General features: G+C 72.5%; 18 protein-coding genes and 2 rRNA genes. 16 read left to right on the forward strand and 4 right to left on the reverse strand.

The features are described from left to right. Positions 1–35 precede the first annotated feature (35 nt). From OG689_RS26640 to OG689_RS26695, 12 genes are all read left to right on the forward strand, one after another. Positions 36–3,157 (forward strand): 23S ribosomal RNA (locus OG689_RS26640). A gap of 88 nt (positions 3,158–3,245) precedes the next feature. Beyond that, positions 3,246–3,362 (forward strand): 5S ribosomal RNA (gene rrf / locus OG689_RS26645). 224 nt (positions 3,363–3,586) lie between these two features. After that, a complete protein-coding gene (locus tag OG689_RS26650; RefSeq protein ID WP_266323396.1) occupies positions 3,587–5,011 on the forward strand; it encodes a histidine kinase in 1,425 nt (474 codons plus the stop codon). After that, entirely contained in the window at positions 4,963–5,625 is a 663-nt protein-coding gene (locus OG689_RS26655; RefSeq protein ID WP_266323397.1) for a response regulator transcription factor, read from the forward strand. The genes OG689_RS26650 and OG689_RS26655 overlap by 49 nt, the downstream gene beginning before the upstream one ends. Before the next feature lie 156 nt (positions 5,626–5,781). After that, entirely contained in the window at positions 5,782–7,374 is a 1,593-nt protein-coding gene (locus tag OG689_RS26660; RefSeq protein ID WP_266323399.1) for a DUF2637 domain-containing protein, read from the forward strand. Positions 7,375–7,478: 104 nt separating this feature from the next. Further along, positions 7,479–8,768 (forward strand): aldolase/citrate lyase family protein, encoded by a 1,290-nt coding sequence (locus OG689_RS26665; protein ID WP_266323400.1) that lies wholly within the window; start codon positions 7,479–7,481, stop codon positions 8,766–8,768. A gap of 120 nt (positions 8,769–8,888) precedes the next feature. Next, the gene (locus tag OG689_RS26670) at positions 8,889–9,536 is read left to right on the forward strand and encodes a YigZ family protein (protein ID WP_266323401.1); all 648 of its coding nucleotides are present in this window, start codon (positions 8,889–8,891) and stop codon (positions 9,534–9,536) included. A gap of 245 nt (positions 9,537–9,781) precedes the next feature. Beyond that, positions 9,782–10,120 (forward strand): cupin domain-containing protein, encoded by a 339-nt coding sequence (locus tag OG689_RS26675; RefSeq protein WP_266323402.1) that lies wholly within the window; start codon positions 9,782–9,784, stop codon positions 10,118–10,120. A 268-nt stretch (positions 10,121–10,388) separates the two neighbouring features. After that, complete coding sequence (locus OG689_RS26680) at positions 10,389–12,218, forward strand: hypothetical protein (protein WP_266323404.1); 1,830 nt, start codon at positions 10,389–10,391, stop codon at positions 12,216–12,218. Between the two features lie 114 nt (positions 12,219–12,332). After that, on the forward strand, positions 12,333–14,009 hold the full coding sequence (locus OG689_RS26685) for a restriction endonuclease (protein WP_266323405.1): 1,677 nt from the start codon (positions 12,333–12,335) through the stop codon (positions 14,007–14,009). Positions 14,010–14,085: 76 nt separating this feature from the next. Continuing rightward, on the forward strand, positions 14,086–14,517 hold the full coding sequence (locus tag OG689_RS26690; protein WP_266323406.1) for a DUF6278 family protein: 432 nt from the start codon (positions 14,086–14,088) through the stop codon (positions 14,515–14,517). 144 nt (positions 14,518–14,661) lie between these two features. Then, positions 14,662–15,423, forward strand: coding sequence for a ZIP family metal transporter (locus tag OG689_RS26695; protein ID WP_190213660.1), 762 nt, complete (start codon positions 14,662–14,664; stop codon positions 15,421–15,423). Between the two features lie 35 nt (positions 15,424–15,458). Here the strand turns inward: OG689_RS26695 and OG689_RS26700 are convergent, their stop codons facing one another. Further along, entirely contained in the window at positions 15,459–16,382 is a 924-nt protein-coding gene (locus OG689_RS26700; RefSeq protein WP_266323407.1) for a LysR family transcriptional regulator, read from the reverse strand. A 94-nt stretch (positions 16,383–16,476) separates the two neighbouring features. On the opposite strand from OG689_RS26700, the gene OG689_RS26705 reads away from it, so the two are divergent. Continuing rightward, complete coding sequence (locus OG689_RS26705) at positions 16,477–17,415, forward strand: EamA family transporter (protein ID WP_266327453.1); 939 nt, start codon at positions 16,477–16,479, stop codon at positions 17,413–17,415. Here the strand turns inward: OG689_RS26705 and OG689_RS26710 are convergent. Beyond that, the gene (locus OG689_RS26710; protein ID WP_266323408.1) at positions 17,309–17,806 is read right to left on the reverse strand and encodes a MarR family transcriptional regulator; all 498 of its coding nucleotides are present in this window, start codon (positions 17,804–17,806) and stop codon (positions 17,309–17,311) included. The two genes, OG689_RS26705 and OG689_RS26710, sit on opposite strands and share 107 nt — an antisense overlap. Before the next feature lie 149 nt (positions 17,807–17,955). Here OG689_RS26710 and OG689_RS26715 point away from each other — a divergent pair, with 149 nt between their 5' ends. Further along, complete coding sequence (locus OG689_RS26715; RefSeq protein ID WP_266323409.1) at positions 17,956–18,303, forward strand: DUF2218 domain-containing protein; 348 nt, start codon at positions 17,956–17,958, stop codon at positions 18,301–18,303. A gap of 72 nt (positions 18,304–18,375) precedes the next feature. Here the strand turns inward: OG689_RS26715 and OG689_RS26720 are convergent, their stop codons facing one another. Continuing rightward, complete coding sequence (locus tag OG689_RS26720; RefSeq protein WP_266323410.1) at positions 18,376–19,062, reverse strand: phosphatase PAP2 family protein; 687 nt, start codon at positions 19,060–19,062, stop codon at positions 18,376–18,378. A 452-nt stretch (positions 19,063–19,514) separates the two neighbouring features. After that, entirely contained in the window at positions 19,515–20,870 is a 1,356-nt protein-coding gene (gene gabT, locus OG689_RS26725) for a 4-aminobutyrate--2-oxoglutarate transaminase (protein ID WP_266323411.1), read from the reverse strand. A 296-nt stretch (positions 20,871–21,166) separates the two neighbouring features. Here gabT and OG689_RS26730 point away from each other — a divergent pair, with 296 nt between their 5' ends. Together OG689_RS26730 and OG689_RS26735 are read left to right on the forward strand one after the other, a co-directional pair. After that, the gene (locus tag OG689_RS26730; protein WP_266323412.1) at positions 21,167–23,203 is read left to right on the forward strand and encodes an ATP-binding protein; all 2,037 of its coding nucleotides are present in this window, start codon (positions 21,167–21,169) and stop codon (positions 23,201–23,203) included. Between the two features lie 172 nt (positions 23,204–23,375). Then, positions 23,376–24,941 (forward strand): PucR family transcriptional regulator, encoded by a 1,566-nt coding sequence (locus tag OG689_RS26735; RefSeq protein ID WP_266323413.1) that lies wholly within the window; start codon positions 23,376–23,378, stop codon positions 24,939–24,941. Positions 24,942–25,098 lie beyond the last annotated feature (157 nt).

A 25,098-nucleotide genomic window follows, 5' to 3' on the forward strand; every position in this document is an offset into this window, starting at 1 on the left:
TGTTTGAGAACTGCACAGTGGACGCGAGCATCTGTGGCCAAGTTTTTAAGGGCGCACGGTGGATGCCTTGGCACCAGGAACCGATGAAGGACGTGGGAGGCCACGATAGTCCCCGGGGAGCCGTCAACCAGGCTTTGATCCGGGGGTTTCCGAATGGGGAAACCCGGCAGTCGTCATGGGCTGTCACCCATACCTGAACACATAGGGTATGTGGAGGGAACGCGGGGAAGTGAAACATCTCAGTACCCGCAGGAAGAGAAAACAACCGTGATTCCGGGAGTAGTGGCGAGCGAAACCGGATGAGGCTAAACCTGATACGTGTGATACCCGGCAGGGGTTGCGTATGAGGGGTCGTGGGAAAGTTCTTCAGTCGTCTGCCGGCGGCTGGGTGAGTCAGAAACCGTTGGTGTAGTCGAAGGACATGCGAAAGGTCCGGCGTAGAGGGTAAGACCCCCGTAGACGAAACATCAGCGGCTCACTTGAGCTTCTCCCAAGTAGCACGGAGCCCGAGAAATTCCGTGTGAATCTGGCGGGACCACCCGCTAAGCCTAAATATTCCCTGGTGACCGATAGCGGATAGTACCGTGAGGGAATGGTGAAAAGTACCGCGGGAGCGGAGTGAAATAGTACCTGAAACCGTGTGCCTACAAGCCGTGGGAGCGTCGGACAGTGGGCTTGCCTATCTGTCTCGTGACTGCGTGCCTTTTGAAGAATGAGCCTGCGAGTTTGCGGTGTGTAGCGAGGTTAACCCGTGTGGGGTAGCCGTAGCGAAAGCGAGTCCGAATAGGGCGATTGAGTTGCATGCCCAAGACCCGAAGCGGAGTGATCTAGCCATGGGCAGGTTGAAGCGGAGGTAAGACTTCGTGGAGGACCGAACCCACCAGGGTTGAAAACCTGGGGGATGACCTGTGGTTAGGGGTGAAAGGCCAATCAAACTCCGTGATAGCTGGTTCTCCCCGAAATGCATTTAGGTGCAGCGTCACGTGTTTCTTGCCGGAGGTAGAGCACTGGATAGGCGATGGGCCTCACCGGGTTACTGACCTTAGCCAAACTCCGAATGCCGGTAAGTGAGAGCGTGGCAGTGAGACTGTGGGGGATAAGCTCCATGGTCGAGAGGGAAACAGCCCAGAACACCGACTAAGGTCCCTAAGCGTGTGCTAAGTGGGAAAGGATGTGGAGTCGCAGAGACAACCAGGAGGTTGGCTTAGAAGCAGCCACCCTTGAAAGAGTGCGTAATAGCTCACTGGTCAAGTGATTCCGCGCCGACAATGTAGCGGGGCTCAAGCACACCACCGAAGTCGTGTCATTGCAGCAACAGGGCCAACGCCTGCTGTGATGGGTAGGGGAGCGTCGTGTTCCGGGTGAAGCAGCGGAGGAATCCAGTTGTGGACGGGACACGAGTGAGAATGCAGGCATGAGTAGCGATACAAGAGTGAGAAACTCTTGCGCCGATTGACCAAGGGTTCCTGGGTCAAGCTGATCTGCCCAGGGTAAGTCGGGACCTAAGGCGAGGCCGACAGGCGTAGTCGATGGACAACGGGTTGATATTCCCGTACCCGCTTTGAAGCGCCAACGTCGAACCTCTGAATGCTAAAGCCGCGAAGCCGGCCTGGAGTCTTCGGACGAAGGGACGTGGTGGAGCCGCTGACCCAACAGGGTAGTAGGTGAGCGATGGGGTGACGCAGGAAGGTAGTCCAGCCCGGGCGGTGGTTGTCCCGGGGTAAGGGTGTAGGCCGAGTGATAGGCAAATCCGTCACTCATTGAGGCTGAGACCTGATGCCGAGCCGATTGTGGTGAAGTGGATGATCCTATGCTGTCGAGAAAAGCCTCTAGCGAGTTTCATGGCGGCCCGTACCCCAAACCGACTCAGGTGGTCAGGTAGAGAATACCGAGGCGTTCGGGTGAACTATGGTTAAGGAACTCGGCAAAATGCCCCCGTAACTTCGGGAGAAGGGGGCCGGAACTGGTGATGAGTCTTGCACTCTGAGCTGGGGCCGGCCGCAGAGACCAGCGAGAAGCGACTGTTTACTAAAAACACAGGTCCGTGCGAAGCCGTAAGGCGATGTATACGGACTGACGCCTGCCCGGTGCTGGAACGTTAAGGGGACCGGTTAGTCGAGATTCGTCTCGGCGAAGCTGAGAACTTAAGCGCCAGTAAACGGCGGTGGTAACTATAACCATCCTAAGGTAGCGAAATTCCTTGTCGGGTAAGTTCCGACCTGCACGAATGGCGTAACGACTTCTCGACTGTCTCAACCATAGGCCCGGTGAAATTGCATTACGAGTAAAGATGCTCGTTTCGCGCAGCAGGACGGAAAGACCCCGGGACCTTTACTATAGCTTGATATTGGTGTTCGGTTCGGCTTGTGTAGGATAGGTGGGAGACTTTGAAGCAGCCACGCCAGTGGTTGTGGAGTCGACGTTGAAATACCACTCTGGTCGTGCTGGATGTCTAACCTGGGTCCGTGATCCGGATCAGGGACAGTGTCTGGTGGGTAGTTTAACTGGGGCGGTTGCCTCCTAAAGAGTAACGGAGGCGCCCAAAGGTTCCCTCAGCCTGGTTGGCAATCAGGTGTTGAGTGTAAGTGCACAAGGGAGCTTGACTGTGAGACCGACGGGTCGAGCAGGTGCGAAAGCAGGGACTAGTGATCCGGCGGTGGCTTGTGGAAGCGCCGTCGCTCAACGGATAAAAGGTACCCCGGGGATAACAGGCTGATCTTCCCCAAGAGTCCATATCGACGGGATGGTTTGGCACCTCGATGTCGGCTCGTCGCATCCTGGGGCTGGAGTAGGTCCCAAGGGTTGGGCTGTTCGCCCATTAAAGCGGTACGCGAGCTGGGTTTAGAACGTCGTGAGACAGTTCGGTCCCTATCCGCTGTGCGCGTAGGAATATTGAGAAGGGCTGTCCCTAGTACGAGAGGACCGGGACGGACGAACCTCTGGTGTGCCAGTTGTCCTGCCAAGGGCATGGCTGGTTGGCTACGTTCGGGAGGGATAACCGCTGAAAGCATCTAAGCGGGAAGCCTGCTTCGAGATGAGTATTCCCACCTCCTTGAGAGGGTAAGGCTCCCAGTAGACGACTGGGTTGATAGGCCGGATGTGGAAGCCCTGTAAGGGGTGGAGCTGACCGGTACTAATAGGCCGAGGGCTTGTCCTCAGTTGCTCGCGTCCACTGTGTTGTTCTGAAACAACGACCCCACTTGCCCTGGTCACGGGTGGGTGGTGCGGTGACAGTTTCATAGTGTTTCGGTGGTCATAGCATGAGGGAAACGCCCGGTTACATTCCGAACCCGGAAGCTAAGCCTCGTTGCGCCGATGGTACTGCAGGGGGGACCCTGTGGGAGAGTAGGACGCCGCCGAACAATCATTGTGGAGAAGCCCTGCCGGGTAACCGGCGGGGCTTTTCTGCGTTTCCGGACCGACGGGGCTTCGCCGCGCCGGAAAGGGCCCGGCCGGCAGGGGTGCTAGGTCCACCCCAGGTGGAGTTCAAGGGCCAGTGCACCGGCGTGGCCCTGAGGGACAGACTGGTACCGAGGGACGGACTGGTGCCCTCCGACTTCGAGGACGCCGGGGAGAAGAGATGGCCGTGAGTGGTCCGACCACGACAGCTGGTGGCGCGCAGGAGCGGATCGAGGATGCCCGGCGGTTCGTACGGGGTGGCTTCAAGGCCCAACTGCGCTGTCTCCAGCTGGTGTTCCAGGCGGCGGTGGGGCCGGCCGCACTCTTCTTCATCGGGCTGGTACCCATCCTCGCGCTGAATGTGAACAGCCAGCACGGCCCCGGGAGCCTGCTCGTGGTCGTCGCCGGGGTGATCGCCTTCCCGACGGCCTGTTTCTGGCTGGGCCGGCGGTACGCGCGACGGTCCCGCGATCTGGTGGAGGCCTGGTTCGGCGTCCGGATCCCCGTCGCGTACCGGCCCGCCGCGGCGCCGCAGCAGGACGAGCGCGGGCACTGGTGGACCGGCCACTCGTACCACTCGCGGCGTTCGACGGCCCGTGCCGAGCTGACCGTCCGGTCGGTCCTGGGCGACCCGGCGAGCTGGCGGGACCTGCTGTGGCTGGCCGGCGGCGCGGGCGCGGCCGGCCTGCTCGCCGTCCCGTGCCTGTTGCTGACCGTGGTCGGCGCCGGGGCCGCGGTGGGACTGCTGGAGCAGTTCCAGAGCGGCTACGGCTATGACCTGGGCGGCGACCTGAGGGAGCTGTTCCTGCAGCTCGGCCTCTGCCTGGCCGCCGTGGTCGCGGGTCTCGCCCTCGCGCCGCGCGCCGTCCGGCTGCACGCCGACTGGACCCGCCGCGCGCTGGACCCCGACCGGGCGGGCGCGCCGAGCAAGGCCCGGCTGACCGAGCGGGTGCAGCAGCTGACCGAGACCCGCGCCGACGCGGTGGGCGACCAGGCCGCCGAGCTCCGCCGGATCGAGCGGGACCTGCACGACGGCGCCCAGGCCCGGCTGGTGGCGATCGGGATGACCCTCGGCACGATCGAGCACCTGATGGACACCGATCCGACGGCCGCGCGCGCTCTGCTGTCGGAGGCCCGGCAGTCCTCGGCGAAGGCGCTCCAGGAGCTGCGGGACCTCGTCCGGGGCATCCATCCGCCGGTGCTGGCCGAACGCGGACTCGGGGACGCCGTTCGGGCGTTGGCGATGGACAGCGCCCTGCCCGTCGACGTGTGCGTCAGCCTGCCGGACCGGCCGGCGGCGCCGGTGGAGGCGGCGGTGTACTTCAGCGTCTGCGAGCTGTTGGCGAACGCGGCCAAGCACTCGGGCGCGGACCAGGTCTGGGTGGACATCCTGCACCGGGCCGGGACCCTGCGGGTGACCGTCACCGACGACGGCCACGGGGTGGCGGACCCGACGCGGGGGAGCGGGCTTCGCGGGATCGAGCGCCGGTTGGGTACCTTCGACGGTGTCCTCGCCATCGACAGCACGTCGGGCGGCCCGACCACGATCACCCTGGAGCTGCCGTGCGAGTTGTCCTCGCCGAGGACCTCTACCTCCTTCGCGAAGGCCTGATCCGGCTGCTGGAGGCCCATGGCTTCACCATCGCGGCAGCGGTGGAGACCGGCCCGGAGCTGCTGGACGCGCTGCTGACCCACCGTCCGGACGTCGCCGTCGTGGACGTCCGGCTGCCGCCGACGCTGACCGACGAGGGGCTGCAGGCCGCGTTGAGCGCGCGCCGGCAGATCCCCGGGCTGCCGGTGCTGGTGCTGTCGCAGCACGTCCAGCAGCTCTACGCGCGGGAGTTGCTGGCGGACGGCTCGGGCGGCATCGGGTACCTGCTCAAGGACCGGGTGTTCAACGCCGACCAGTTCATCGACGCCGTGCGCCGGGTGGCGGCGGGCGGCACCGCGATGGACCCGGACGTGATCGCCAAGCTGCTGCAGAGCAACGCGCGTTCGGGTCCGCTGCAGCGGCTCTCGCCCCGTGAGCGGGAGGTGCTGGAGCTGATGGCGGAGGGCTGTTCCAACTCGGCGATCGCCGCCCGCCTGGTGGTCAGCGACGGCGCGGTGGCCAAGCACATCGCCAACATCTTCACCAAGCTCGGGCTCGCGCCGGCCGACGACGCCAACCGCCGGGTGCTGGCCGTACTGGCCCATCTCAACGGGACGGCCGAGCAGACGGGGTGACACCCCGGCCTGGAATCACGCTGAAACAGGTGTACGAGTAGTATCCGGTGGGCCGAGACGTCGGTGGTCGGTGTTCGCGGACCACCCGACAGGGGGGAGTCCGGCGGGCCGACGCTCACGTACGGCAGCAGCCGACATCCAGGGGTTGATAGACGCATGGCACGCCCATCCCTCACCCGTGCCCACCGGGCCCTGCTCGGCCTGGTCGCGGCCGGCGCCTGCTTGATCTCGGGCATCGGCTTCGCAGGCTCGTACAGCGCGGTCCGCGACCTGGCCATGGAGAAGGGGTTCGGCGCCTTCGCGTACGCGTTCCCCGTCGGTGTGGACGCCGGGATCGTCGTCCTGCTGGCCCTGGACCTCGTGCTGACCTGGCTGCGGATCCCCTTCCCGCTGCTGCGGCAGACCGCCTGGCTGCTGACCGTCGCCACCATCGCCTTCAACGCGGCGGCCTCCTGGGGCGATCCGCTCGGGATGGGCATGCACGCCGTCATCCCGGTCCTGTTCGTGGTGGTGGTCGAAGCCTCCCGGCACGCGGTCGGACGGATCGCGGCGATCACCGCGGACCGGCACATGGAGTCCGTCCGGCTGATGCGCTGGATGCTCTCGCCGATTCCGACGTTCCGCCTCTGGCGGCGGATGAAGCTGTGGGAGCTGCGCTCCTACGACGAGGTCGTGCGGCTGGAGCAGAACCGGCTGGTGTACCGGGCGCAGCTGCGCTTCCGGTACGGCCGCGGCTGGCGGCGCGCGGCGCCGATCCAGGCGCTGCTGCCGCTGAAGCTCGCCAAGTACGGCGTCCCGCTGGATCTGGAGGTGCTGGACCGCCTGGCGGAGGCCGAGCAGCTCGAGGATGCCCGCGAGGGCAGGACGGTCGTGGCCGCGCCGGTGCCGCAGGCGGCGATACCCGCCCCCGTGCCCGCCGCCGCGCAGCATCTGCGGGCAGCCGCGCAGCAGGTGCCGGTGCACCAGGTCCCGGCGCAGCAGGTGCCGGCGGCGGCCGAGCCGGGGCCCGCGGGCCCGGCGGCGGCCCCCGCGTCGGCGGTGTCCGCGGAGCTCGCGGTGCCGACGCTCGCCAAGCTGGCGGCCGTCCGGCTGCGGGACGCCCAGGAGCCGGCCCAGGCCGAGGAGCAGGCACCGCCCCCGGCCCGGGACGAGCTGAACGTGTGGACCGAGCGCGCCGTCCGCACCCACGCGCCGCAGGGCGGCATGGACGCGACCGGCCGGGTGCCGGGCCAGGCCTCGCCGTGGTTCAAGCCGCCGCGGCCCTCGGCCCAGCCGGGCCCCGACGTCCAGGTGGCCGGGCCGGCCGCCGAACGCGGCCCGGTGCCCGCCTTCATGTACCGGCAGGCCGGCCCGGCCGGGCGCGAAGCGGCCCCGGAGCAGGCGGTGGGCGGACGGCCGGAGCAGCGCGACCCCCAGGGGGAGAGCGGCCACGAACAGGGGCGGCGCGAGGCCGTCCCGCACGAGCCGGCCGTGCGCGAGCAGCCGGTGCGCGACCACGTCGTCCGTGAGCAGGCCGTGCGCGAGCCCGTCCCGCAGCCGGACCGGCTCGACCCGGAGCTGTGCTTCGAGGCGCTGGTCTCGTACATCGACACGTACGCGGACCAGCCCGACCAGCAGCGGCTCGCCGACTACCTGACCAGCGTGTACGGGGTGGTGGGCAACCGGCCCGACGGTTCCGTGAGCGCCGGGCAGCTGGACAAGCTGTGGCCGGAACTGCGTGAGCGGTACGCCTCGGTCGGTCGCGACTGACCCGGGCGTCCGCCGCTCGGGCGGCCATTGACTGCCCGGCGCCGCCGGAGCTACCTTCACATCAACAAACTGTTGAAGTGCTGGTTCGGCGTGGAGGAGTACGGATGTCGCAGGTCGAGGTGGACGGTAGCAAGCCGGGGAGCGGGGCCTCGTTCTCCAGCGCCGCCCGGACCGCCGTGGACGCGCTGCTCGCGCCGGTCGACGCCGAGCTGGCCCGCCGCTACCCCGGCGACTCCGGCACCCGCCAGCCGGTCCACACCGTCTACGTGCCGGCCGACGTCTTCGCCGCCGACACCGTGAGCAGCTGGGGCCGCCAGGCCCTGGAGGCCTTCGACACCCACGCCGGCAGCCCCGCCGAACTGGCCCGCGCGCTCGGCGTGCCGGACGACGAGCTGCTGGCCGACGTGCACGCCCGGGTCCGGGCCAAGCTGGAGCGCGAGCCCGTCGAGGACCTCCGGATCGACTTCGAGGACGGCTACGGGCCGCGCCCGGACGCCGAGGAGGACGCCGCCGCCGTCCGCACCGCCGAACTGATCACCGCGGCCGTGGCCGACGGCAGCGCGCCGCCGTACATCGGCATCCGGATCAAGTGCATGGAGGCGGCCGTCCGCGACCGCGGCATCCGCACCCTGGAGCTCTTCCTCGGCACCCTGATCGCCGGCGGCGGCCTGCCCGAGGGCCTGGTCCTGACCCTGCCCAAGGTGACCTACGCCGAGCAGGTCACCGCGCTGGTCCGGCTGCTGGAGGACTTCGAGCGGCGGGCCGGACTGCCGGCCGGCCGGATCGGCTTCGAGATCCAGATCGAGACCACCCAGGCGATCCTCGGCGCCGACGGCCGGGCGACCGTGGCCCGCATGATCGAGGCCGCCGAGGGGCGGGCCACCGGCCTGCACTACGGCACCTTCGACTACAGCGCCTCCTGCGGGGTCAGCGCCGCGTACCAGAGCATGGACCACCCGGTGGCGGACCACGCCAAGGCCGTCATGCAGGTGGCCGCCGCCGGGACGGGCGTCCGGCTCTCCGACGGCTCCACCAACGTCGTCCCGACCGGGCCGACCGAGCAGGTGCACGCGGCCTGGAAGCTGCACCACGACCTGGTCCGCCGCTCGCTGGCCCGCGCCTACTACCAGGGGTGGGACATGCACCCGGCCCACCTGCCGACCCGGTACGTGGCCGTCTACAGCTTCTACCGCGAGGGCCTGGCGGCCGCCGCGGCCCGGCTCACGGCCTACGTGGCCAAGGCCGGCGGCGACGTGATGGACGAGCCGGCCACCGCCAAGGCGCTCAGCGGCTACCTGCTGCGCGGCCTGGACTGCGGCGCCGTGGACCCGGCCGAGGTCACCCGGCTGACCGGCCTGGACCGCAAGCAGCTCGACGCCCTCGCCGGTCGCTGACCGGCGCGCACGACACCCGCCCGGGCCGGCCGACCGGCCCGGCCACGCGGTTAGGCTGACAGGACCGCCCGCACCGGGCGTCCCGTCAGCCTTTCCCGTTTCCTGGAGACCCGCCGCACCATGCCGGAGCCGACCCGCAGGCCGTACCTGACGATCCGGCGCGGCGGCAGCCACGAGATCGAGATCAAGAAGTCCCGGTTCATCTGCCACCTCGCCCGGGTCGCCGACGAGGACGAGGCGCAGGCCTTCATCGCGGGCATCCGCAAGCAGTACTGGGACGCCCGGCACAACTGCACCGCCTTCGTGGTCGGCGACGAGCAGCGCCGGGAGCGCTCCAGCGACGACGGCGAGCCCGGCGGGACGGCCGGGGTACCGATGCTGGAGGTGCTGCGCCGGCGCGGGCTGACCGACACGGTCGCTGTGGTGACCAGGTACTTCGGCGGGATCAAGCTCGGCGCCGGCGGCCTGGTGCGGGCGTACGGCGGCGCCGTGTCGGAGGCGGTGGACGAGATCGGCCTGGTCGAGCGGCGGCCGGTCGCGCTGCTCGCGGTGACCGCCGACCACACCAGGGCCGGTCGGGTGGAGAACGACCTCCGGGCGGCGGGGTACGCAGTCAGCGACCTGGCCTACCAGGCGGCCGGGGTGCGGATCGAGGTCGGGGTGCCCGAGCCGGAGGTGACCGCCTTCCACGCCTGGCTGGCCGAGGCGACGGCGGGCACGGCGGTCGCGGTCGACGCCGGGCGGACCTTTGTCGAGGTTCCGGTCTGAGTCCCCGCCCCGGTCTGAGTCCCCGCCCCGGGAGCCGTCGCCGCCGGCCGCGGGCCCGCGGTGGCCGGAAGCGGTGGTCGGAAGGGGGCGCCGGTCCGGCCCGGGGTGATCGCCGAACGCCTCTTTTCGGACAGAGGACGACAGTCGGACGAGCTTTCGGACAGAGAACGTCCGGGCGGTTTCGAGTGCCGGACGGGCTGCCTAGCCTGGGGCGGTAGCCGACCCGCGAGTGGAGCCGAACAGCGATGCCCGTCGTCCAGACCATCACCCTCGCGCCGGGGGCCAGCACCGGCTGGCACTACCACCCCGGCCGGGTCGACGTGGTGGTCCTCTCGGGCACCCTCACCCGCACTCTGCACGACGGCCGGGTCGAGGTCAGCGAGGCGGGCGACCGGCTGGTCGAGCTGCCCGGCCCGGTGCACGTGCACGTCGGACGCAACCACGGCGAGCAGCCGGTGGTGCTGGTGGCGACCTACGACATACCGGACGGGTGCCCGACCGCCGTCGCCGTGGCCGCCCCCGAGTGGAGCCACCGACCGGTCACCCGCGGCCACCGGCCCGCGGTGGGCCCCGCAAAGGCCTGAGCCGCCGGCCCGTCGTGGGCCCGCTGCCGCCGCCGAACCGCCGATCCCCCGAAGACGGGGCCATCGGGGCCGCGGCCGGGGCCAGGACGTAGAAGTTTCACTCGAACGGATTGACGTGGCCCGACGCTGGAACTTCCACTCCGGGTCACCGCGTTTTCACCTACAAGGATCCGGCCGAACCGGACGACCGACCTCCCCCGTCTCTCGGGCGGGGGGACCCCTATGGAGGACGACACACCCCACCACCGCACCACGGGAGGTACCGCGCATGACCTCAGACCGCTCCCCGTCGCCGGCCCAGCCCGATCTGCCCGGCCCCCGGAGCCCCGCGACGCCCTACCGGATGACCGTCACCACCGCGCTGACGCACTCCGACGCGGTCGCCCTGGCCGACCAGCGGCTCGGCGCCTGGCTGAAACAGGAGGGCTGCGACGAGCCCCCGCCGGCCGGCCCCGCGCCCGGCAGCCCCGAGGCCCCGGCCGAGCGACTACGCCTCGGCGACCGGATCCTGTTGGACCGGGACGACGGCCCGCTGCGCGCCGCCACCGGCACCCCGGGCCGCTACACCCGCCGCCGGCTGCGCACCCCGGCCCCGCACGGCACCCACCAGCTCACCCTCACCCTCGCGACCGACCCCGGCGGCCCGACCTGGGTCCGGCTGGAGGCCGAGCACCAGGCCGCCGGCCCCGGCGTACGGACCCCCAGCAAGGTCCCGGTACCGGAACTCGCCCGCACCCTCCTGCCGCTGCTGGACGCCAGCGACGGCCCCGCCACGGTGCACCACAACCCCCGGGTGGTCACGGCGGCCGAGGTGGACGCCCTGATCGACGAACTCTGCGACCCCGAGCGTCGGCTGCCCACCGTGGTCGCCAGCGTCCCGGCCAACCTGGGGCTGGACGAATGGCTCACCGGGACGGTCCGCCCGCTCTGCCATCAGCTGCCCGGGCTCGCCACGCTCTACGTCCTCGACCCGGGCGCCCGTACCGGGTTCAACGTCGCCCTGGAGTACCACTCGGTGTACGGCGGCGCGGTCCGCACCTACCTGCCGGAGGTCGATCCGGCCTCCCGCTACGACGGGGCGCGGCATCCGGTCATGCCGCGCCACCGGATAGAGGAGGACCTGCGCCGGGCCGCCGGCCTGCTGGCCCGCGAGCCGCGCCGGCTGGCCGCCGAACTCCCGCTCCCGGCCCCGCTGGCAGCCGTCCCGGTGCTGCGGGTGCCGCCCGCCGCGCGGCGTCCCGAGCCCGGCCCGGCGGCCCGGCCGGGCCACGAGCAGGCGGCCTACGGACATCCGGTCCATGATCGGCCGATCCGGGAGCAACCGACCCATGAGCAACCGACCCATGCGCAACTGACCCATGAGCAACTGACCCACGAGCACGAGCAGGACAGCCAGGAGCAGCAGGCCAGGGCGGACGAGCTGGAGCGGGTGCGGCACAGCCTGCGGCACTCCCGGCGGCGCGAGCACCACCTGCGGACCGAGGCCGAGGAGCAGTACACGGCGCTGCGGCACGTCGGCGCGCAGGTCAGGGTGCTGGCCGGTCGAATCTGCCCGGGCGCCGCGCCGGGCCAGGCCAAGCCGGTCGGGGACGACCCGGGCCGGGCCGACGAGACCCCCGCCAGCTTCGCCGAACTGATGGACCGACTGCCCGAGTTCCCGCTGCTGAGCTTCACCGGCGACCAGAAGCCGGCCCTCGCCCTGGACGGCCTCGGCACCTGCGCCGGCTGGGCCCGGCTGACCTGGGAGGGCCTGACGGCACTTCAGGAGTACGCGGTGGCCGCGGTCCGGGGCGAGGCCGGCGGCGACTTCAAGCAGTGGTGCGAGCACACCCCGGACGGCTGCCACCACTTCCCGCCGCGCAAGGCGGTCCGCGGCGAGTCCCAAACGGTGTTCAGCCACACCAAGTGGAAGCGCGAACGGATGCTGCCGGTACCCGAGTGCGTCGACACCTCCCGGCGCGCGTTCATGGGCGCGCACCTGCGGATCGGCGGCGGCCGGACGGCGCCCCGGCTGCACTACCTGGACGACTGCTCAGGCAGTGGCCGGATCTACGTGGGCTACATCGGGCTGCACCTGACCAACACCCGTACCAACTGAGAGGCTTGGCTGACCGGCGGCGTCCGGACGGTGGACAATGTCCGGCAGGGGCCGGCCTCGGGGCCGCGGTCCGCCCCGGGGAGACGCCGGACGAGCATGGGGGAACGACCGCCGATGCAGTACACACCTGACGGCCGTTACTCACCGGACGGGCCCGCCGTGGCCGAGGACCTCCCGGCGGGCGGTGCCGACGCCACCACCACGGCCCTCCAGCCCGGTTTCCTGGCCTCGGTCTTCCGCGACCTGGGCGCCGCGCCCGGGCCGGGGGAGTCCGGCCCGCCCGCCGCCGGCGGCCGTCGGGCCGACCGCCCGGACGAGGACGGGGACGAGGCCGTCGCCGCGCACGGCCGCGCCGCCGCGCTGACCCACCACCGCACCCTCACCGTCCGGGCCGAGCACGACCGGCTCGCCGACCTGCTGCGGCGGGCCGCGCTGCCGGTCTCGCCGATGGACTTCGAGAGCCAGCTGCGCACCTACGAGCCGCGCCCCTACCCGGCCGGGGAGGCGGGGCCCGAAGGGACGGGCGCCGAGCCGCGCTGGGAGGACTACGTCCCGGCGCGGGCGGCCGACGCCGACCCCGACGAGGGGCCGTCCCGCCGCCTGCTGGACTCCGGCTACCAGCGGGAGCTGGCCCAGGCCCGGCTCACCCACCAGCGGGCCCTGCGCGAATGGCGGACCCGGCAGGCCGAGGCGGCCAACTCCGGCGAGGCGGAGTCCCGGCGGGCCCACGCGGAGGGCGAACAGGCCCGGGCGCGGGCCGTCCGTGAGTACAACGACAGCCTTGAGGAGTGCCGCCGGGCCTACCGGCTGGCCGAGCCGGCCGCCGTGGAGTCGCTGATCGAGCGGGCCCTGGCCGCCTCCGAGACCGCCACCCAGGACCTCCCGGCGCCCTGCCGGGCCGTCTTCCGCCCGCTCACCTCCACCGCCGTCCTCGACCTCGACCTCCCGCCGCTGGACCTCGTCCCCTCGCTCACCGGCTACCGGCTGACCCCCGACGGCGAGATCGAGCCGGTGCCGCGCCCGGCGGCCGACCGGGCCACCGACTACCTGCGCCTGGTCGCCCGCCTCGCCCTGCGGGCGCTGCAGGCGGCCGACGCCGTCGACACCGACGAGATACTCGCCGGCGTGGTGCTCAACGGCTGGCTGCGCGAGCCGGGCTCACCGGAGGCGGTCTGCCTGGTGAGCGTGGACGCGGACCGCGACGCCCTGGCCCGTACCCGGCTGCTCCCCGCCGGAGCCCCCTACGAGGAGGAACAGGACGGGGACGGCGTCTACGCGGACGCCGAACGGGACGAGGCGCTGGTGCGGCTGCGCCAGCTCGGCGCGGCCGTGACCCCCGACCCGTACGCCCGCGCGGGCGTCGAGCCGGCCGCGGCGGCCGGGGCGACCGTCCCGTCCGCCGCCGACCTGTCCGCCAACGAGTTCGCCGAGCTGGTCCGGGAGCTGCTCACCCGGGGTGGCCTGGACGGCTGGAGCGTCCGGCTGCGCGGCCCGGCCGGGCTGGTCGCCACCGGCGAGGGCGAGGCCGGCAGCGCGTTGCCCGGCCGCTGGGTGGTGTGGGCCTCCCGGGCCGCGGCCCCGGTGGCCGAGGAGGAGATCCGGACCCTCGCGGACGCCGTCCGCGAGGAGGCCGCCGACCGGGGCCTGCGGCTCACCACCGGCCGCTTCAGCGACGCCGCGCTGGACCTGACCGGGGACGAGAGCCACCAGCACATCCACCTGGTCGACGGCGACGGGGTCCGTGAACTGGCCCGCACCCACCTCGGGCTGCCGCTCGGCGCGGGGGTCTGACCACCGGGGCGCGAGCGAGGCCGCCGGCCGCCCGGCCGGGGGTGCGCGAGGACGACACGAGCGGGAGGCTGGGCCGATGGGAATGGGATTCATCGACAGGTGGCGGGACCGGCACGGCGCGGCCGCCCCCGGACCGTCGCCCGAGCAGGACCAGGACTCGATGGCCGAACTGCTGTCCGAGTGTGAGCTGCTGCGTGAGCTGGCCGACGGCGCCGGGCTCCGGCTCGCGGACGACGTGCCCTCCCTGACCGCACTCGACCAGTTGCTCCCCACCTGGCGGGACACCCCCGACGCCGCCGAGTGGCTCGGCAACGACGCCGGCCTCTACCTCGGCACCGTGGTCTTCCGGACCGTCCCCGGGACCCGCTGGCGACTGGCGCCCGACGGCACCCCGGTGATCGTGCTGCCGGACGGCCGGGAGATGGACGTCACGGCCTTCGGCCGCTCCTGGGCCGCACAGGGCTCCCCGCAGCTCACGGCCGCCTACCTGGAGGCGGTCGACGGCTGACCACCGCTCCGGGTCGGGGCGGGCTCACCCCGACGGGCCGTCCGGCGGGCGCGGCCGGGCCGCCGGACGCAGGCTGGGGGCGGGTCCGGGCAGCGGCCCGCGCGACGGCGCCCGACGGGGCCCGGGGGAGGGAAGGGCACCTCGATGACCGCGATCCTGGTCGCCGCCGGCGCGTTTTTGATGACGCTGATCGGCGGCTACGTCGCGCAGCGCACCGGGGACCGCCGTCACCTCGTCCTCGGCCTCGCCGCCGGGCTGATGCTCGGCGTGGTCGCCTTCGACCTGCTGCCGGAGGCGATGCGGGCGGCCCCGGACGAGATCCACGGGGTGCCGCAGGCCCTGCTGATGTTCGCGGTGGGATTCCTGGTCATCCACATCGTCGAGCGCGCCGTGGCCATCCACCGCGGCCACGAGGGCGAGTACGCCGAGCACACCCACGGGCACCGGCACTCCCACCACGGCCCGCAGGCCCAGGGCATCGGACTGACCGCCGCCGGGGCCCTGGTCGGGCACAGCCTGATGGACGGCTTCGCGATCGGCGCCGCGTTCCAGGCGGGCAGCACCGTCGGCACGGTGGTGGCGATCGCGGTGGTCGCCCACGACTTCGCCGACGGCTTCAACACGTACACGATCACCCGCCTGTACGGGAACAACCGGCGCCGGGCGCTGACCCTGCTGGGCGCCGACGCGCTGGCGCCGGTGACGGGCGCCGCCATCACGCTGCTGTTCACCATCCCCGAGCAGCTGCTCGGCCTCTACCTGGGGTTCTTCGCCGGCTTCCTGCTCTACCTGGCGACCTCGGACATCCTCCCCGAGGCGCACAGTCCGCACCCCTCGCGCACCACCCTGCTCTGCACCCTGGCCGGGGTGGCGTTCATGTGGCTGGTGATCGGCCTGGCGAGCTGAGCCGGCCGCGAGACCCGTCCGCCCTGGAGCTGGAGTCACCCGGGGCGCGGACGCCAGGAGTCCAGGGCGGCCCACCGCCCCTGCATCGCGGCCAGCGCCTCGGTGATGGCCGGGCGGCGGGAGGCCTGGGTGCGCCAGAGCGCGAACACCCGCCGGCTCGGCTCCGGGACCACCGGGCGGGTGACCACCCCGGGCGGCAGCGCCCCGCGCCCGAGCCGCGGCACCAGGCCCACCCCGAGTCCGGCCGCGACCAGCGCGATCTGGGTCTCGAACTCGCCGACCTGGTAGACCACGTCCGGCTCCTCGCCGGCCTCGCGCAGGGTCCGGACGAGCCAGTCGTGGCAGATGTTGCCCGGCGGGACGCTGATCCAGCGCTGCCCGGGGAGCCTGCCCACCGGCACCACGGCCAGCTCCGCCAGCGGGTGCTCCGCCTGCAGCAACAGGTCGACCGGATCCTCGCCGAGGTCCAGCCGGGACAGCCCGTCCTGCACCGGCAGCGGTACGGTCGGCCAGTCCTGGACCAGGGCCAGGTCCACCTCGCCCCGGGCCACCAGCTCGGCCGCCGGGTACGGGTCGGTCTCCAGCAGCCGGACGTCCAGGTCGGGGCAGCGGGTGCGCAGGTCGGCCAGCGCGCCCGGCAGCAGACCGCGCGCGCCGGTGGCGAAGGCGGCCACCAGCAGTCGGCCCACCGCCCGGCCGCGCTGCTCCTCCAGGGTCACCTCGGCCCGCTCGACCAGGGCCAGCACCTGCTGGGCGGTGGCGGCCAGCTCACGCGCGGCGTCGGTCAGCACCACGCCCCGTCCCTGACGCTCCAGCAGGACGGTGCGGGTCTCCCGCTCCAGCTTGGCGATCTGCTGCGATACCGCCGAGGGCGTGAAACCGAGCGAGGCGGCCGCGCCGCCGACCGAGCCGTGCACCGCCACCGCGTGCAGCGCCCGCAGGCGTCCCAGATCCATCATGCAGCAATGCTAAACCGTGGGGTTCAGAAATCATCGCTGGTGCTACACGATGGCGGGCGGCCATGCTCGGGACATGCCCGCATCGAGCACCGCCATGAGTCCACGTCACATCGCCCTGGCCGTCCTGGTCGCGGCCGTCTGGGGGCTCAACTTCGTCCTCATCCACATCGGCCTGGAGAACTTCCCGCCGCTGCTGTTCTGCGCCCTGCGGTTCGCCGTCGTCGCAGTGCCGGCGATCTTCCTGGTCGGCCCGCCGCGGGTGGCCCGGCGCTGGATCCTCGCGGTCGGCCTGGTCCTCGGCGTGGTCAAGTTCGGCCTGCTCTTCCTCGGCATGCACGCCGGGATGCCGGCCGGCCTCTCCTCCCTGGTGCTGCAGAGCCAGGCCGTCTTCACCGCGCTCTTCGCCGCCGTGCTGCTGCGCGAGCGCCCGGCCCGGCAGCGGCTGGTGGGCCTGGCCGTCGCCCTGGCGGGCATCGGGGTGGCCGCCGTCGACCAGGGGGCGGGCGGCCCGGTCGGGGCCTTCGTCCTGGTGGTCGCGGCGGCCGTCGCCTGGGGACTGTCCAACGTGCTGACCCGCCGGGCCGCCCCGCCGGACGCCCTGCGCTGGATGGTCTGGGTCAGCGCCGTCCCGCCGCTGCCGCTGCTCGGGCTCTCGCTGCTGGTCGAGGGGCCGGCCGCCGACCTGAGCGCGCTGCGCGGGATCACGCCGGCCGGGATCCTGGCCATCGCGTACGTCGGACTGGTCTCGACCCTGTTCGGCTTCGTCGCCTGGAGCTACCTTCTGCGCCGGTACGACACCACCGCCGTCGCGCCGTACTCGCTGCTGGTCCCGGTCTTCGGGATGTCCTCGGCCTGGCTGCTGCTCGGCGAGTCGGTCAGTGCGGCCGCGGGCTGCGCCGCCCTGCTGGTGATCGCCGGCATCGGGCTCACCGCGGTGCGTCCCGGGTCGTTCTCCGCTCCCTGGCGGTCGCTCCGTAGGCGGCGTCGGCCACCCGCAGTGCCCGCAGCAGCGCGTCCTGGTCCGACGGGCTGACCGGGCCGAAGTACTCCTGGGCCACCTCGTGGCGGACCTGCCCGATCCGCTCCACCGCCGACCAGCCGGCCGCCGTCAGCACGATCCGGACGGCGCGCCGGTCGGCCGGGTCCGGGGTCCGCTCGACCAGTCCGGCCTCCTCCAGGGCGTCCACCACGGTGGTGGCCGAGCGGGGCGCGATGTGCAGCCGGTCGGCGAGGTCGCCGAGCCGCATCGTCTCGCCGGGGCTCTCGCAGCCGGGGGCGTGGGCGAGGGTGCGCAGGGCGCGGCCCTGGCCGGGGGTGATGCCGAAGGGTTCGAGCCGGTCCATGGTCTGCCGCCGGATCCGCTTGATCGCCCTGGTCATCTCGTCGGCGAGCTCGGCCGCGGTCTCGGACGGCGTGGTGGTCATCGGCGGGGTCTCCTCGGCAGTGGTTCGCCCCAGGGTATCGGCCGGTCGGAGCACCGCCGCAAAGGTGTTGAGTAAGGCTCACTATGTGCGCTACTCTGCATATGAGTGAGGGTACCCTAAGTGCCCTCTCGGTCATCCCTGGAGTGAACGTGCCCCGATCCGTTGCCCGCGTCACCACCGACCGCCCGGCCCGCTACGCCAAGCAGCTCGCCGCCCACCTCGGCCGCAGGATCGAGGCCCACTGGTCCGAGGAGAGCGGCCGAGGCGACCTGACCTTCGGTGCCGGCACCGGCACCCTGGAGGCCGCGCCCGACGCCCTGCTGCTCACCGTCGAGGGCGAGGCCGACCACCTGGCCGGGCTGGAGGACGTGGTCGGCCGCCACCTGGTGCGCTTCGGCACCCGCGACGAACTGGTCGTCGAGTGGCACCGCGACAACGGCGAGCCCGGCCTCGTCCACCGCAACGACGAGCCCGGCCCGGAGAACGAGCAGGGCTGACGCCGGCTCCGGCCACCGCCGACGTGAGCGGGCCCGGGGCGGCCGGCGGGTCAGTGCCCGGGGTGCGGCGGGTCAGTGCCCGAGGTGCGGCGAGTCAGTGCCCCGGGGTGCGACGGGTCCGCCGCGCCCCACGCCCCCCTGCCCGCCCGGCGCCGTGGGCCGCGGGCGCGTCGAGAGCAGGGCCACCAGCGGCAGCACCAACCCCGCCAGGCACCAGCTGGCCACCACGTCCAGCAGCCAGTGGTAGTCGCTCCAGACCAGCCCCACCCCCACCCCGGCCGACAGCAACCCGGCGCCGGCGTACAGCCGCCGGCGGTGCCGGATCCCGACCGTACGGCCCAGCAGCAGCGCCGCCGCCCCGTACGCCACGCTCGCGGTCGCCGTGTGCCCCGACGGGTACCAGCCCCACTGCTCCGGCGTCAGCGGCAGCCCGAGCGGGCCCGGGCGGGCGAACGACGCCTTGGCCGGGACGATCAGCAGCGGGATCGCACCCGCCGTCAGCACCGCCGCCGGCAGCGGCAGCCACCAGCGCCGGGCCCCCGCCCGCCGGGCCCGCCAGGCCGCCAGCGCACCCCCGCCGAGCAGCACCGGCACCGCCGGGACCGAACCGCCGAGATCCGACAGCAGGGCGCCGAGGTGGTCGATCAGGGGGCTGGAGAGACCGTGCCGCAGCTCCCGGACGCCTTGCCGGGCCCACCGGTCCAGGCCCAGCAGCGGGCCGTCCACCGCCACCTGCCAGGAGATCAGCCCCAGCACCACGGCCTGCCCGGCCAGCAGCGCGGTGCGAACGCGAGGATCGGCCGCCCGGGCACGAAGAAGCCGCCCCGGAGCGGGGGGGAGAGCCCCGGGACGGCCGTGCTGATCGCCGCTCCGCACGCCCCGGGGGGTGTGGGCCGGGCGGTCGGTCGATCGGTCTTCGGTTGTCGCCGCCTTCACCGGGGCGGTCCGGTCACCTTCGCGGGCCGTCCTCGCAACCTCCCCGCGGGGAGGATTCGTCGACGGATCCGCCAAGGGCTGGGGCTCGCTGTCCATCTGTGACGACACTACGTCAACCGATTTGCCGGGGCGGGCGGCTCCCACGATTCCCCACAGCATCTTCACCCGGTGGAGTACCACCCCCGGCGGACGCGCGACGGCCCGGTCCGCGGGGGACCGGGCCGTCGGGACGCGGCAGGGCCGGCGTGGGTCGGAGCGCAGGGCCCGGCCGGGGATCAGACGCGCGAGAAGGCGCCCTCGATGATGTCCAGGCCCTCGTTGAGCAGGTGCTCCGGCATCACCAGCGGCGGCAGGAAGCGCAGCACGTTGCCGTAGGTGCCGGCGGTCAGCACGACCAGGCCCTCGGCGTGGCAGGCCTTCGCGATCGCCGCGGTGATCTCGGCGGCCGGCTCCTTGCCGCCCGGCTTGACCAGCTCGACCGCGATCATCGCGCCGCGGCCGCGGACCTCGCCGATGGTCACCCGGTCCGAGCCCGCGAACTTCTCCTGCAGGGCGCGCAGACGGGTCAGCATGATCTCGCCGATCCGCTGCGCCTTCCCGTTGAGGTCCTGCGACTTCATGGTCTCGATCGCACCCAGCGCACCGGCGCAGGCCACCGGGTTGCCGCCGTAGGTGCCGCCCAGGCCGCCGCCGTGGGTGGCGTCCATGATCTCGGCGCGGCCGGTCACGGCGGCCAGCGGCAGGCCGCCGGCGATGCCCTTGGCGGTGGTGATGAGGTCCGGGACGATGCCCTCGTCGTCGCAGGCGAACCACTGGCCGGTCCGGCAGAAGCCGGTCTGGATCTCGTCCGCGACGAAGACGATGCCGTTCGCCTTCGCGTACTCGACGATCGCCGGCAGGAAGCCCCTGGCCGGCTCGATGAAGCCGCCCTCGCCCTGGATCGGCTCGATGATGATCGCCGCGACGTTCTCCGCGCCGATCTGCTTGTTGATCATGTCGATCGCCTGCGCGGCGGCCTCGGCGGCGCAGTTCTCCGAGCCGGTCAGCCAGCGGTACGGGTAGGCGACCGGAACGCGGTAGATCTCCGGGGCGAACGGCCCGAAGCCCTGCTTGTACGGCATGTTCTTGGCCGTCAGGCCCATGGTGAGGTTGGTCCGGCCGTGGTACCCGTGGTCGAAGACCACGACGGCGGTGCGCTTGGTGTACACGCGGGCGATCTTCACCGCGTTCTCCACCGCCTCGGCGCCCGAGTTGAACAGCGCGGTGCGCTTCTCGTGGTCACCCGGGGTCAGCTCGTTGAGCTGCTCGGCCACCTCCACGTACCCCTCGTACGGGGTCACCATGAAACAGGTGTGCGTGAAGGCCGCGAGCTGCTCGGTGGCCCTGGCCACGACGGCCTCGGCGCTGTTGCCGACGCTGGTCACGGCGATGCCGGAGCCGAAGTCGATCAGCGAGTTGCCGTCCACGTCCTCCAGCACGCCGCCGTTGGCGCGGGACACGTACACCGGCAGCGTGGTGCCGACCCCGGCCGCCACCGCGCCGAGCTTGCGTGCCTGCAGCTCCTGCGACTTCGGACCGGGGATCGCGGTGACCAGGCGGCGCTCCTGCGGGAGCGGCGTTGCGGCGCTCATGGTGTTCTCCAGACTTATCGGCTCGGTCTTCGCAGGCTACGGCCGCCGCGCGCACGCAGGCATGCGCCACTCGGTACCACTGGGCCGTCCGACTTGTCCTGAGCGGCCAGCGTGCCGTCGGCCGCTACCGGCAGGCCCCGCTCCACTACATTGAGCGCGGGCGTGTCACCGGTACGGCGGCATGGGTATGGCTGCATGGGCCTGAACGGGCCTGCGGGGCGGGCGAGGGAGCGGGGCCGTAAATGGGACTGGACGGCACACACGGGCACGGACGGCGGACCACGGTGACGCCCCCCATGCCCCAGCAGGCGGCCCGCGGCCTGCCGCGACCGCCCGCCCCGTCCTTCGACCTGGCCGCCTGGGTCGCCGAACCCCGCCCCGAGGCCGACCCCGGCGTCTACCGCTACGGCTACCGCCCCATCGACCCCGAGCGGGCCGAACAGGCGAAGGTGCCGGCGGGGCCGCTGCTGCTGCGGGCGGGGCTGAACGCGGTGGTGGGGTGGTTCGCCTATGTGTACGGCGTCCAGCTCCTGGTGTACCTGCTGGTCCGGATCGGTATCGAGACCGGCATCGGACCGTTGGCCAAGCCGTCACCCTCGCAGGCGGTACTGGTCCTCCTGCTGGCGAACGCCGCAGTCATGGCAGGAGCCATCAAACTCTTCGGCCGGATGGGCCGCTGGCCCGAGGTCTGGCGCCGGTACGCCACACCCCTTCTCTCCCGCACGGTGACCCAGGAGGAGCCGGCCGCCGCCAAGGGCGGGGCCGAGCCGGCGGGCCCGGTCGACCCGTGGGCGGAGCTGCGCCACGCCGGGGCGGGCGCCGCCGCGCAGCGGCTGGACCGGGAGATGGTCGGGGACGTCGACTACGTGCGGATCCGGCGGGCCTGGGAGGTGGTGCTGCAGGACCCGGAGATCCTGTCGGCCTTCGGTGAGCAGGTGGCGGCCCGGGGCGGGGCGGCCTGCGCGCATCCGTCCGAGCTGCGGGACCTGCCGGCGCGTTCGGGGCGGCACGACCTGCTGACCCGTCAGGTGCGGCTGGGGGTGGCGCAGGACGTGCCGAAGAATCCGCCGGCGCACCGCGGCTCGGGCTTCGCCCTGGATCCCGCGGTGCTCGGCACCTCGCTGCTGGCGGTCGGTCCGGCCGGCACCGGGAAGACGTCGGGGCTGGCCCGTCCGGTGGCCGAGGCGCTCTGTCTGCAGGCGCTGGCGGGGACGGCCTGCGCGGTGGTGATCGGGGCCGCCGACGCGGATCTCGGTCCGGACTCCTGGTACGACGTGGTGATCGCGCCGGGCGATCCGGGCTCGGTGTACGGGCTGGACCTGTACGGCGCGGCGCAGGACCCGGACGAGGCGGCGGCCCGGCTCGCGGACGCGCTGCTGCCGGACGAGCTGGTGCTGCGGGCGGAGAGCGCCCGGACGGCGTTGCAGCAGATGGTCGGCCCGTTCCATGCCGCGTTCCGGCGCTACCCGGGGCTGCGTGAGCTGCGTGAGCTGCTCGCGGGCGAGCCGGCGGCGGTGGACGCGCTGACCGCGCAGTTGCGGGCGGGCGGGCTGCTGGAGCGGTACGAGCGGGAGTTGCAGCACCGGGACCGCCAGCGCGGCCGGGCGGACGACCCGGGGGTGCTGCTCGCGGACCGGCTCGGGCTGCTGGACCGGCCGGCGTTCGAGGGGTGTTTCGCCACCGACGGCGGGGGGCGGCCGCCGTTCGCGATGCGGGTGCTGGACCACCCGTTGCGGGTTCGGGTGAAGCTGCCCGAGCTGAGCCACCCGGAGGCCGCCCGGATGCTGTACCGCCTGGTGGTGGGCCAGTTCGTGCAGGCGGCGGTGGCGCGGGAGGACCGTTCGCTGTTCGCGGGCCTGGTGGTGGACGACGCGTCGGCGGCGCTGGACGCGAACGTGGTCCGGGGGCTGCAGCGGATGCGCGGGACGAACGCCGGTGCGGTGTTGCTGCTGCGGACCCTGGTCGATCTGCCGGAGGCGTTGCGGGCCCCGCTGTTCGGGGCGGTCGGCTGCCGGATGGCCTTTCCCGGGATCGCGCCGTGGGACGGGCGGTTGTTCTCCGAGGCCTGGGGCACCCACCTGGTGCGGGAGACGGCGGTCACGCACGCCCCGGACACCTCGGGCGGGATGCTGCGCCGCGCGGGGCGGCTCGGCCGCAAGGCGCTGTCGGGGACGACGGCGCAGACCGAGAGCGTCACGACCCGCGAGGTCGAGCGGCAGCGCTGGTCGCCCTCGGACCTCGCCCATGCGCTGCCCGCCGGGCACGCGGTGATCTCCCTGACGTCGGTGAGCGGCGCGCAGGTGCCCCCGCTGCTGATCGATCTCCGGGCCTGAGGCGCGCCGGCCGGCCTCCGACCGCGCCGGGGCAGGGGGCGTCGGGGCCGGCCGTATCGCCGTCGAGGTGGATTCGGCAGTGCGGGTTGGCCGGGGCGTCCATAATGAGTGGTAGCGACTCCCTCCTCGCCCGGCCGCAACGGCGCAGCCTGGTCGTCCCACCGAAGGTGCCATGCCTCCCACACTCGCCTCCGTCGTCCGCAACACCTCGCTCCACCTGACGGTCATCGCCGGGGCGGATCACCTGGAGCGTCCGGTCCGCTGGGTGCACACCAGTGAGCTGGACGATCCCACGCCCTTCCTGGAGGGCGGTGAGCTGCTGCTCACCACCGGTATCAAGCTCGGCCGGACGGCCTCGCAGCTGCAGGCGTACGTGCACCGGCTGGCGGACGCGGGGGTGGTCGGGCTCGGCCTCGGGGTGGGGCTGTCGCACTCCGAGGTGCCCAAGCCGCTGGTGGAGGCGGCCGCGCAGCGGGGTCTGCCGCTGCTGCGGGTGCCGGAGCCGACGCCGTTCATCGCGATCAGCAAGGTGGTGTCGGCGGCGATCGCCGCCGAGCAGTACGAGGCGGTGACCACGAGTTTCGAGGCCCAGGAGGAGCTGACCCGGGCCGCGCTCGGCAAGGACGGCACGACGGCCGTGGTGCGCCGGCTGGCGGCCCGGCTGGGCGGCTGGGCCGCGCTGTACGACGGTTCGGGCGCGCTCTCGGTGGTCGCTCCCGACTGGGCGGCCCGCCGGGCCGGCCGGCTGGCCGCGGAGGTGGACCGGCTGCGCCGGCGCCCGGCGCCGTCCAGTGCCGCGTTGCAGGGCCGCTCGCCGGGGATCGACACCGCGGACGAGGACTACGTGGTGGTCCAGTCGCTGGGGGCGGACCGTCGGGCACGGGGCTTCCTGGCGGTGGGCACCGAGGACCGGATCACGCCGACCGAGCGCTATGTGCTGAACGCGGCGGTTGCGCTGCTGACGCTGACCCTGGAGCGTTCGCGCGAGCTGCGTCAGGCGGAGGAGCGGATGGGCGCCGCCCTGCTGCGGATGGTGCTGGCGGGTGAGGTGGCGACCGCCCGGCAGGTCGCGGTCGGGCTGTTCGGCGGTCTGCCGGAGGGGACGATAAGAGTGCTGGTGGCGGGGACGGCCCAGGGGGCCGACGCGTCGGAGGTGCTCGGCGAGCTGGCGGAGCGGGCGGAGCAGGCCGGCGGCCGGGTGGGGGAGCGGCTGCTGGTCGCGCGGGAGGACGCCGACTCGGGCTCGCGGCTGATGGTGCTGGCGCTGGACAACGGGGCCGTGCACCGGGCGTGCCTGGGGGTGGTCGAGGAGCACGAGGGCGTGTCGCTGGGGGTGTCGGCGCCGGCCGCGCTGGACGAGGCGGGGGCGGCCTTCGCGCAGGCCGAGCGGGCGTTGGCGGTGGCGTTGCGCGGCGGGCGGCGCTCGGTCGACCACGAGGAGGTCGGCGCGGGGTCGCTGCTGCCGCTGCTGGGCGAGGAGGCCGTGACGGCCTTCGCGGAGGGGCTGCTGCGGCCGCTGCGCGAGCACGACCGTACGGCGCGTGGCGATCTGGTGCGGTCGCTCCGGGCCTGGCTGTCGCGGCACGGCCAGTGGGACGCGGCGGCGGCGGACCTCGGTGTGCACCGGCACACCCTGCGGTACCGGATGCGCCGGGTGGAGGAACTGCTGGGCCGTTCGCTGGACGACACCGACGTCCGGATGGAGCTGTGGCTGGCGCTGCGCTCCGGCGAGGAGTGACGGGTGGTCGCGCACAAGGTCGCCCCGCCGGCCGCCCCCGGGCATCTGTCCGGGATGGAGCAAGGGCGCCGCTGAGCGCTCCTCGGTGGCCAATCCGGATCGGTTGCGCGGCCGCCTACCGTGGGGTTCAGGCTCCACGTCGGTGGGGCGTGGACGA

The sequence above is a fragment of the Kitasatospora sp. NBC_00240 genome (assembly GCF_026342405.1).
Taxonomy (GTDB): Bacteria; Actinomycetota; Actinomycetes; order Streptomycetales; family Streptomycetaceae; genus Kitasatospora.

Bases quoted from the DNA above. Each gene is read 5' to 3' on its own strand.
- OG689_RS26675 (WP_266323402.1), top strand. From the start codon at position 9,782: ATGCCCGTCGTCCAGACCATCACCCTCGCGCCGGGGGCCAGCACCGGC.
- OG689_RS26670 (WP_266323401.1), top strand. From the start codon at position 8,889: ATGCCGGAGCCGACCCGCAGGCCGTACCTGACGATCCGGCGCGGCGGC.
- OG689_RS26665 (WP_266323400.1), top strand. From the start codon at position 7,479: ATGTCGCAGGTCGAGGTGGACGGTAGCAAGCCGGGGAGCGGGGCCTCG.
- OG689_RS26660 (WP_266323399.1), top strand. From the start codon at position 5,782: ATGGCACGCCCATCCCTCACCCGTGCCCACCGGGCCCTGCTCGGCCTG.
- OG689_RS26705 (WP_266327453.1), top strand. From the start codon at position 16,477: ATGAGTCCACGTCACATCGCCCTGGCCGTCCTGGTCGCGGCCGTCTGG.
- gabT (WP_266323411.1), bottom strand. From the start codon at position 20,870: ATGAGCGCCGCAACGCCGCTCCCGCAGGAGCGCCGCCTGGTCACCGCG.
- OG689_RS26735 (WP_266323413.1), top strand. From the start codon at position 23,376: ATGCCTCCCACACTCGCCTCCGTCGTCCGCAACACCTCGCTCCACCTG.
- OG689_RS26730 (WP_266323412.1), top strand. From the start codon at position 21,167: ATGCCCCAGCAGGCGGCCCGCGGCCTGCCGCGACCGCCCGCCCCGTCC.
- OG689_RS26710 (WP_266323408.1), bottom strand. From the start codon at position 17,806: ATGACCACCACGCCGTCCGAGACCGCGGCCGAGCTCGCCGACGAGATG.
- OG689_RS26690 (WP_266323406.1), top strand. From the start codon at position 14,086: ATGGGAATGGGATTCATCGACAGGTGGCGGGACCGGCACGGCGCGGCC.
- OG689_RS26695 (WP_190213660.1), top strand. From the start codon at position 14,662: ATGACCGCGATCCTGGTCGCCGCCGGCGCGTTTTTGATGACGCTGATC.
- OG689_RS26700 (WP_266323407.1), bottom strand. From the start codon at position 16,382: ATGATGGATCTGGGACGCCTGCGGGCGCTGCACGCGGTGGCGGTGCAC.
- OG689_RS26685 (WP_266323405.1), top strand. From the start codon at position 12,333: ATGCAGTACACACCTGACGGCCGTTACTCACCGGACGGGCCCGCCGTG.
- OG689_RS26680 (WP_266323404.1), top strand. From the start codon at position 10,389: ATGACCTCAGACCGCTCCCCGTCGCCGGCCCAGCCCGATCTGCCCGGC.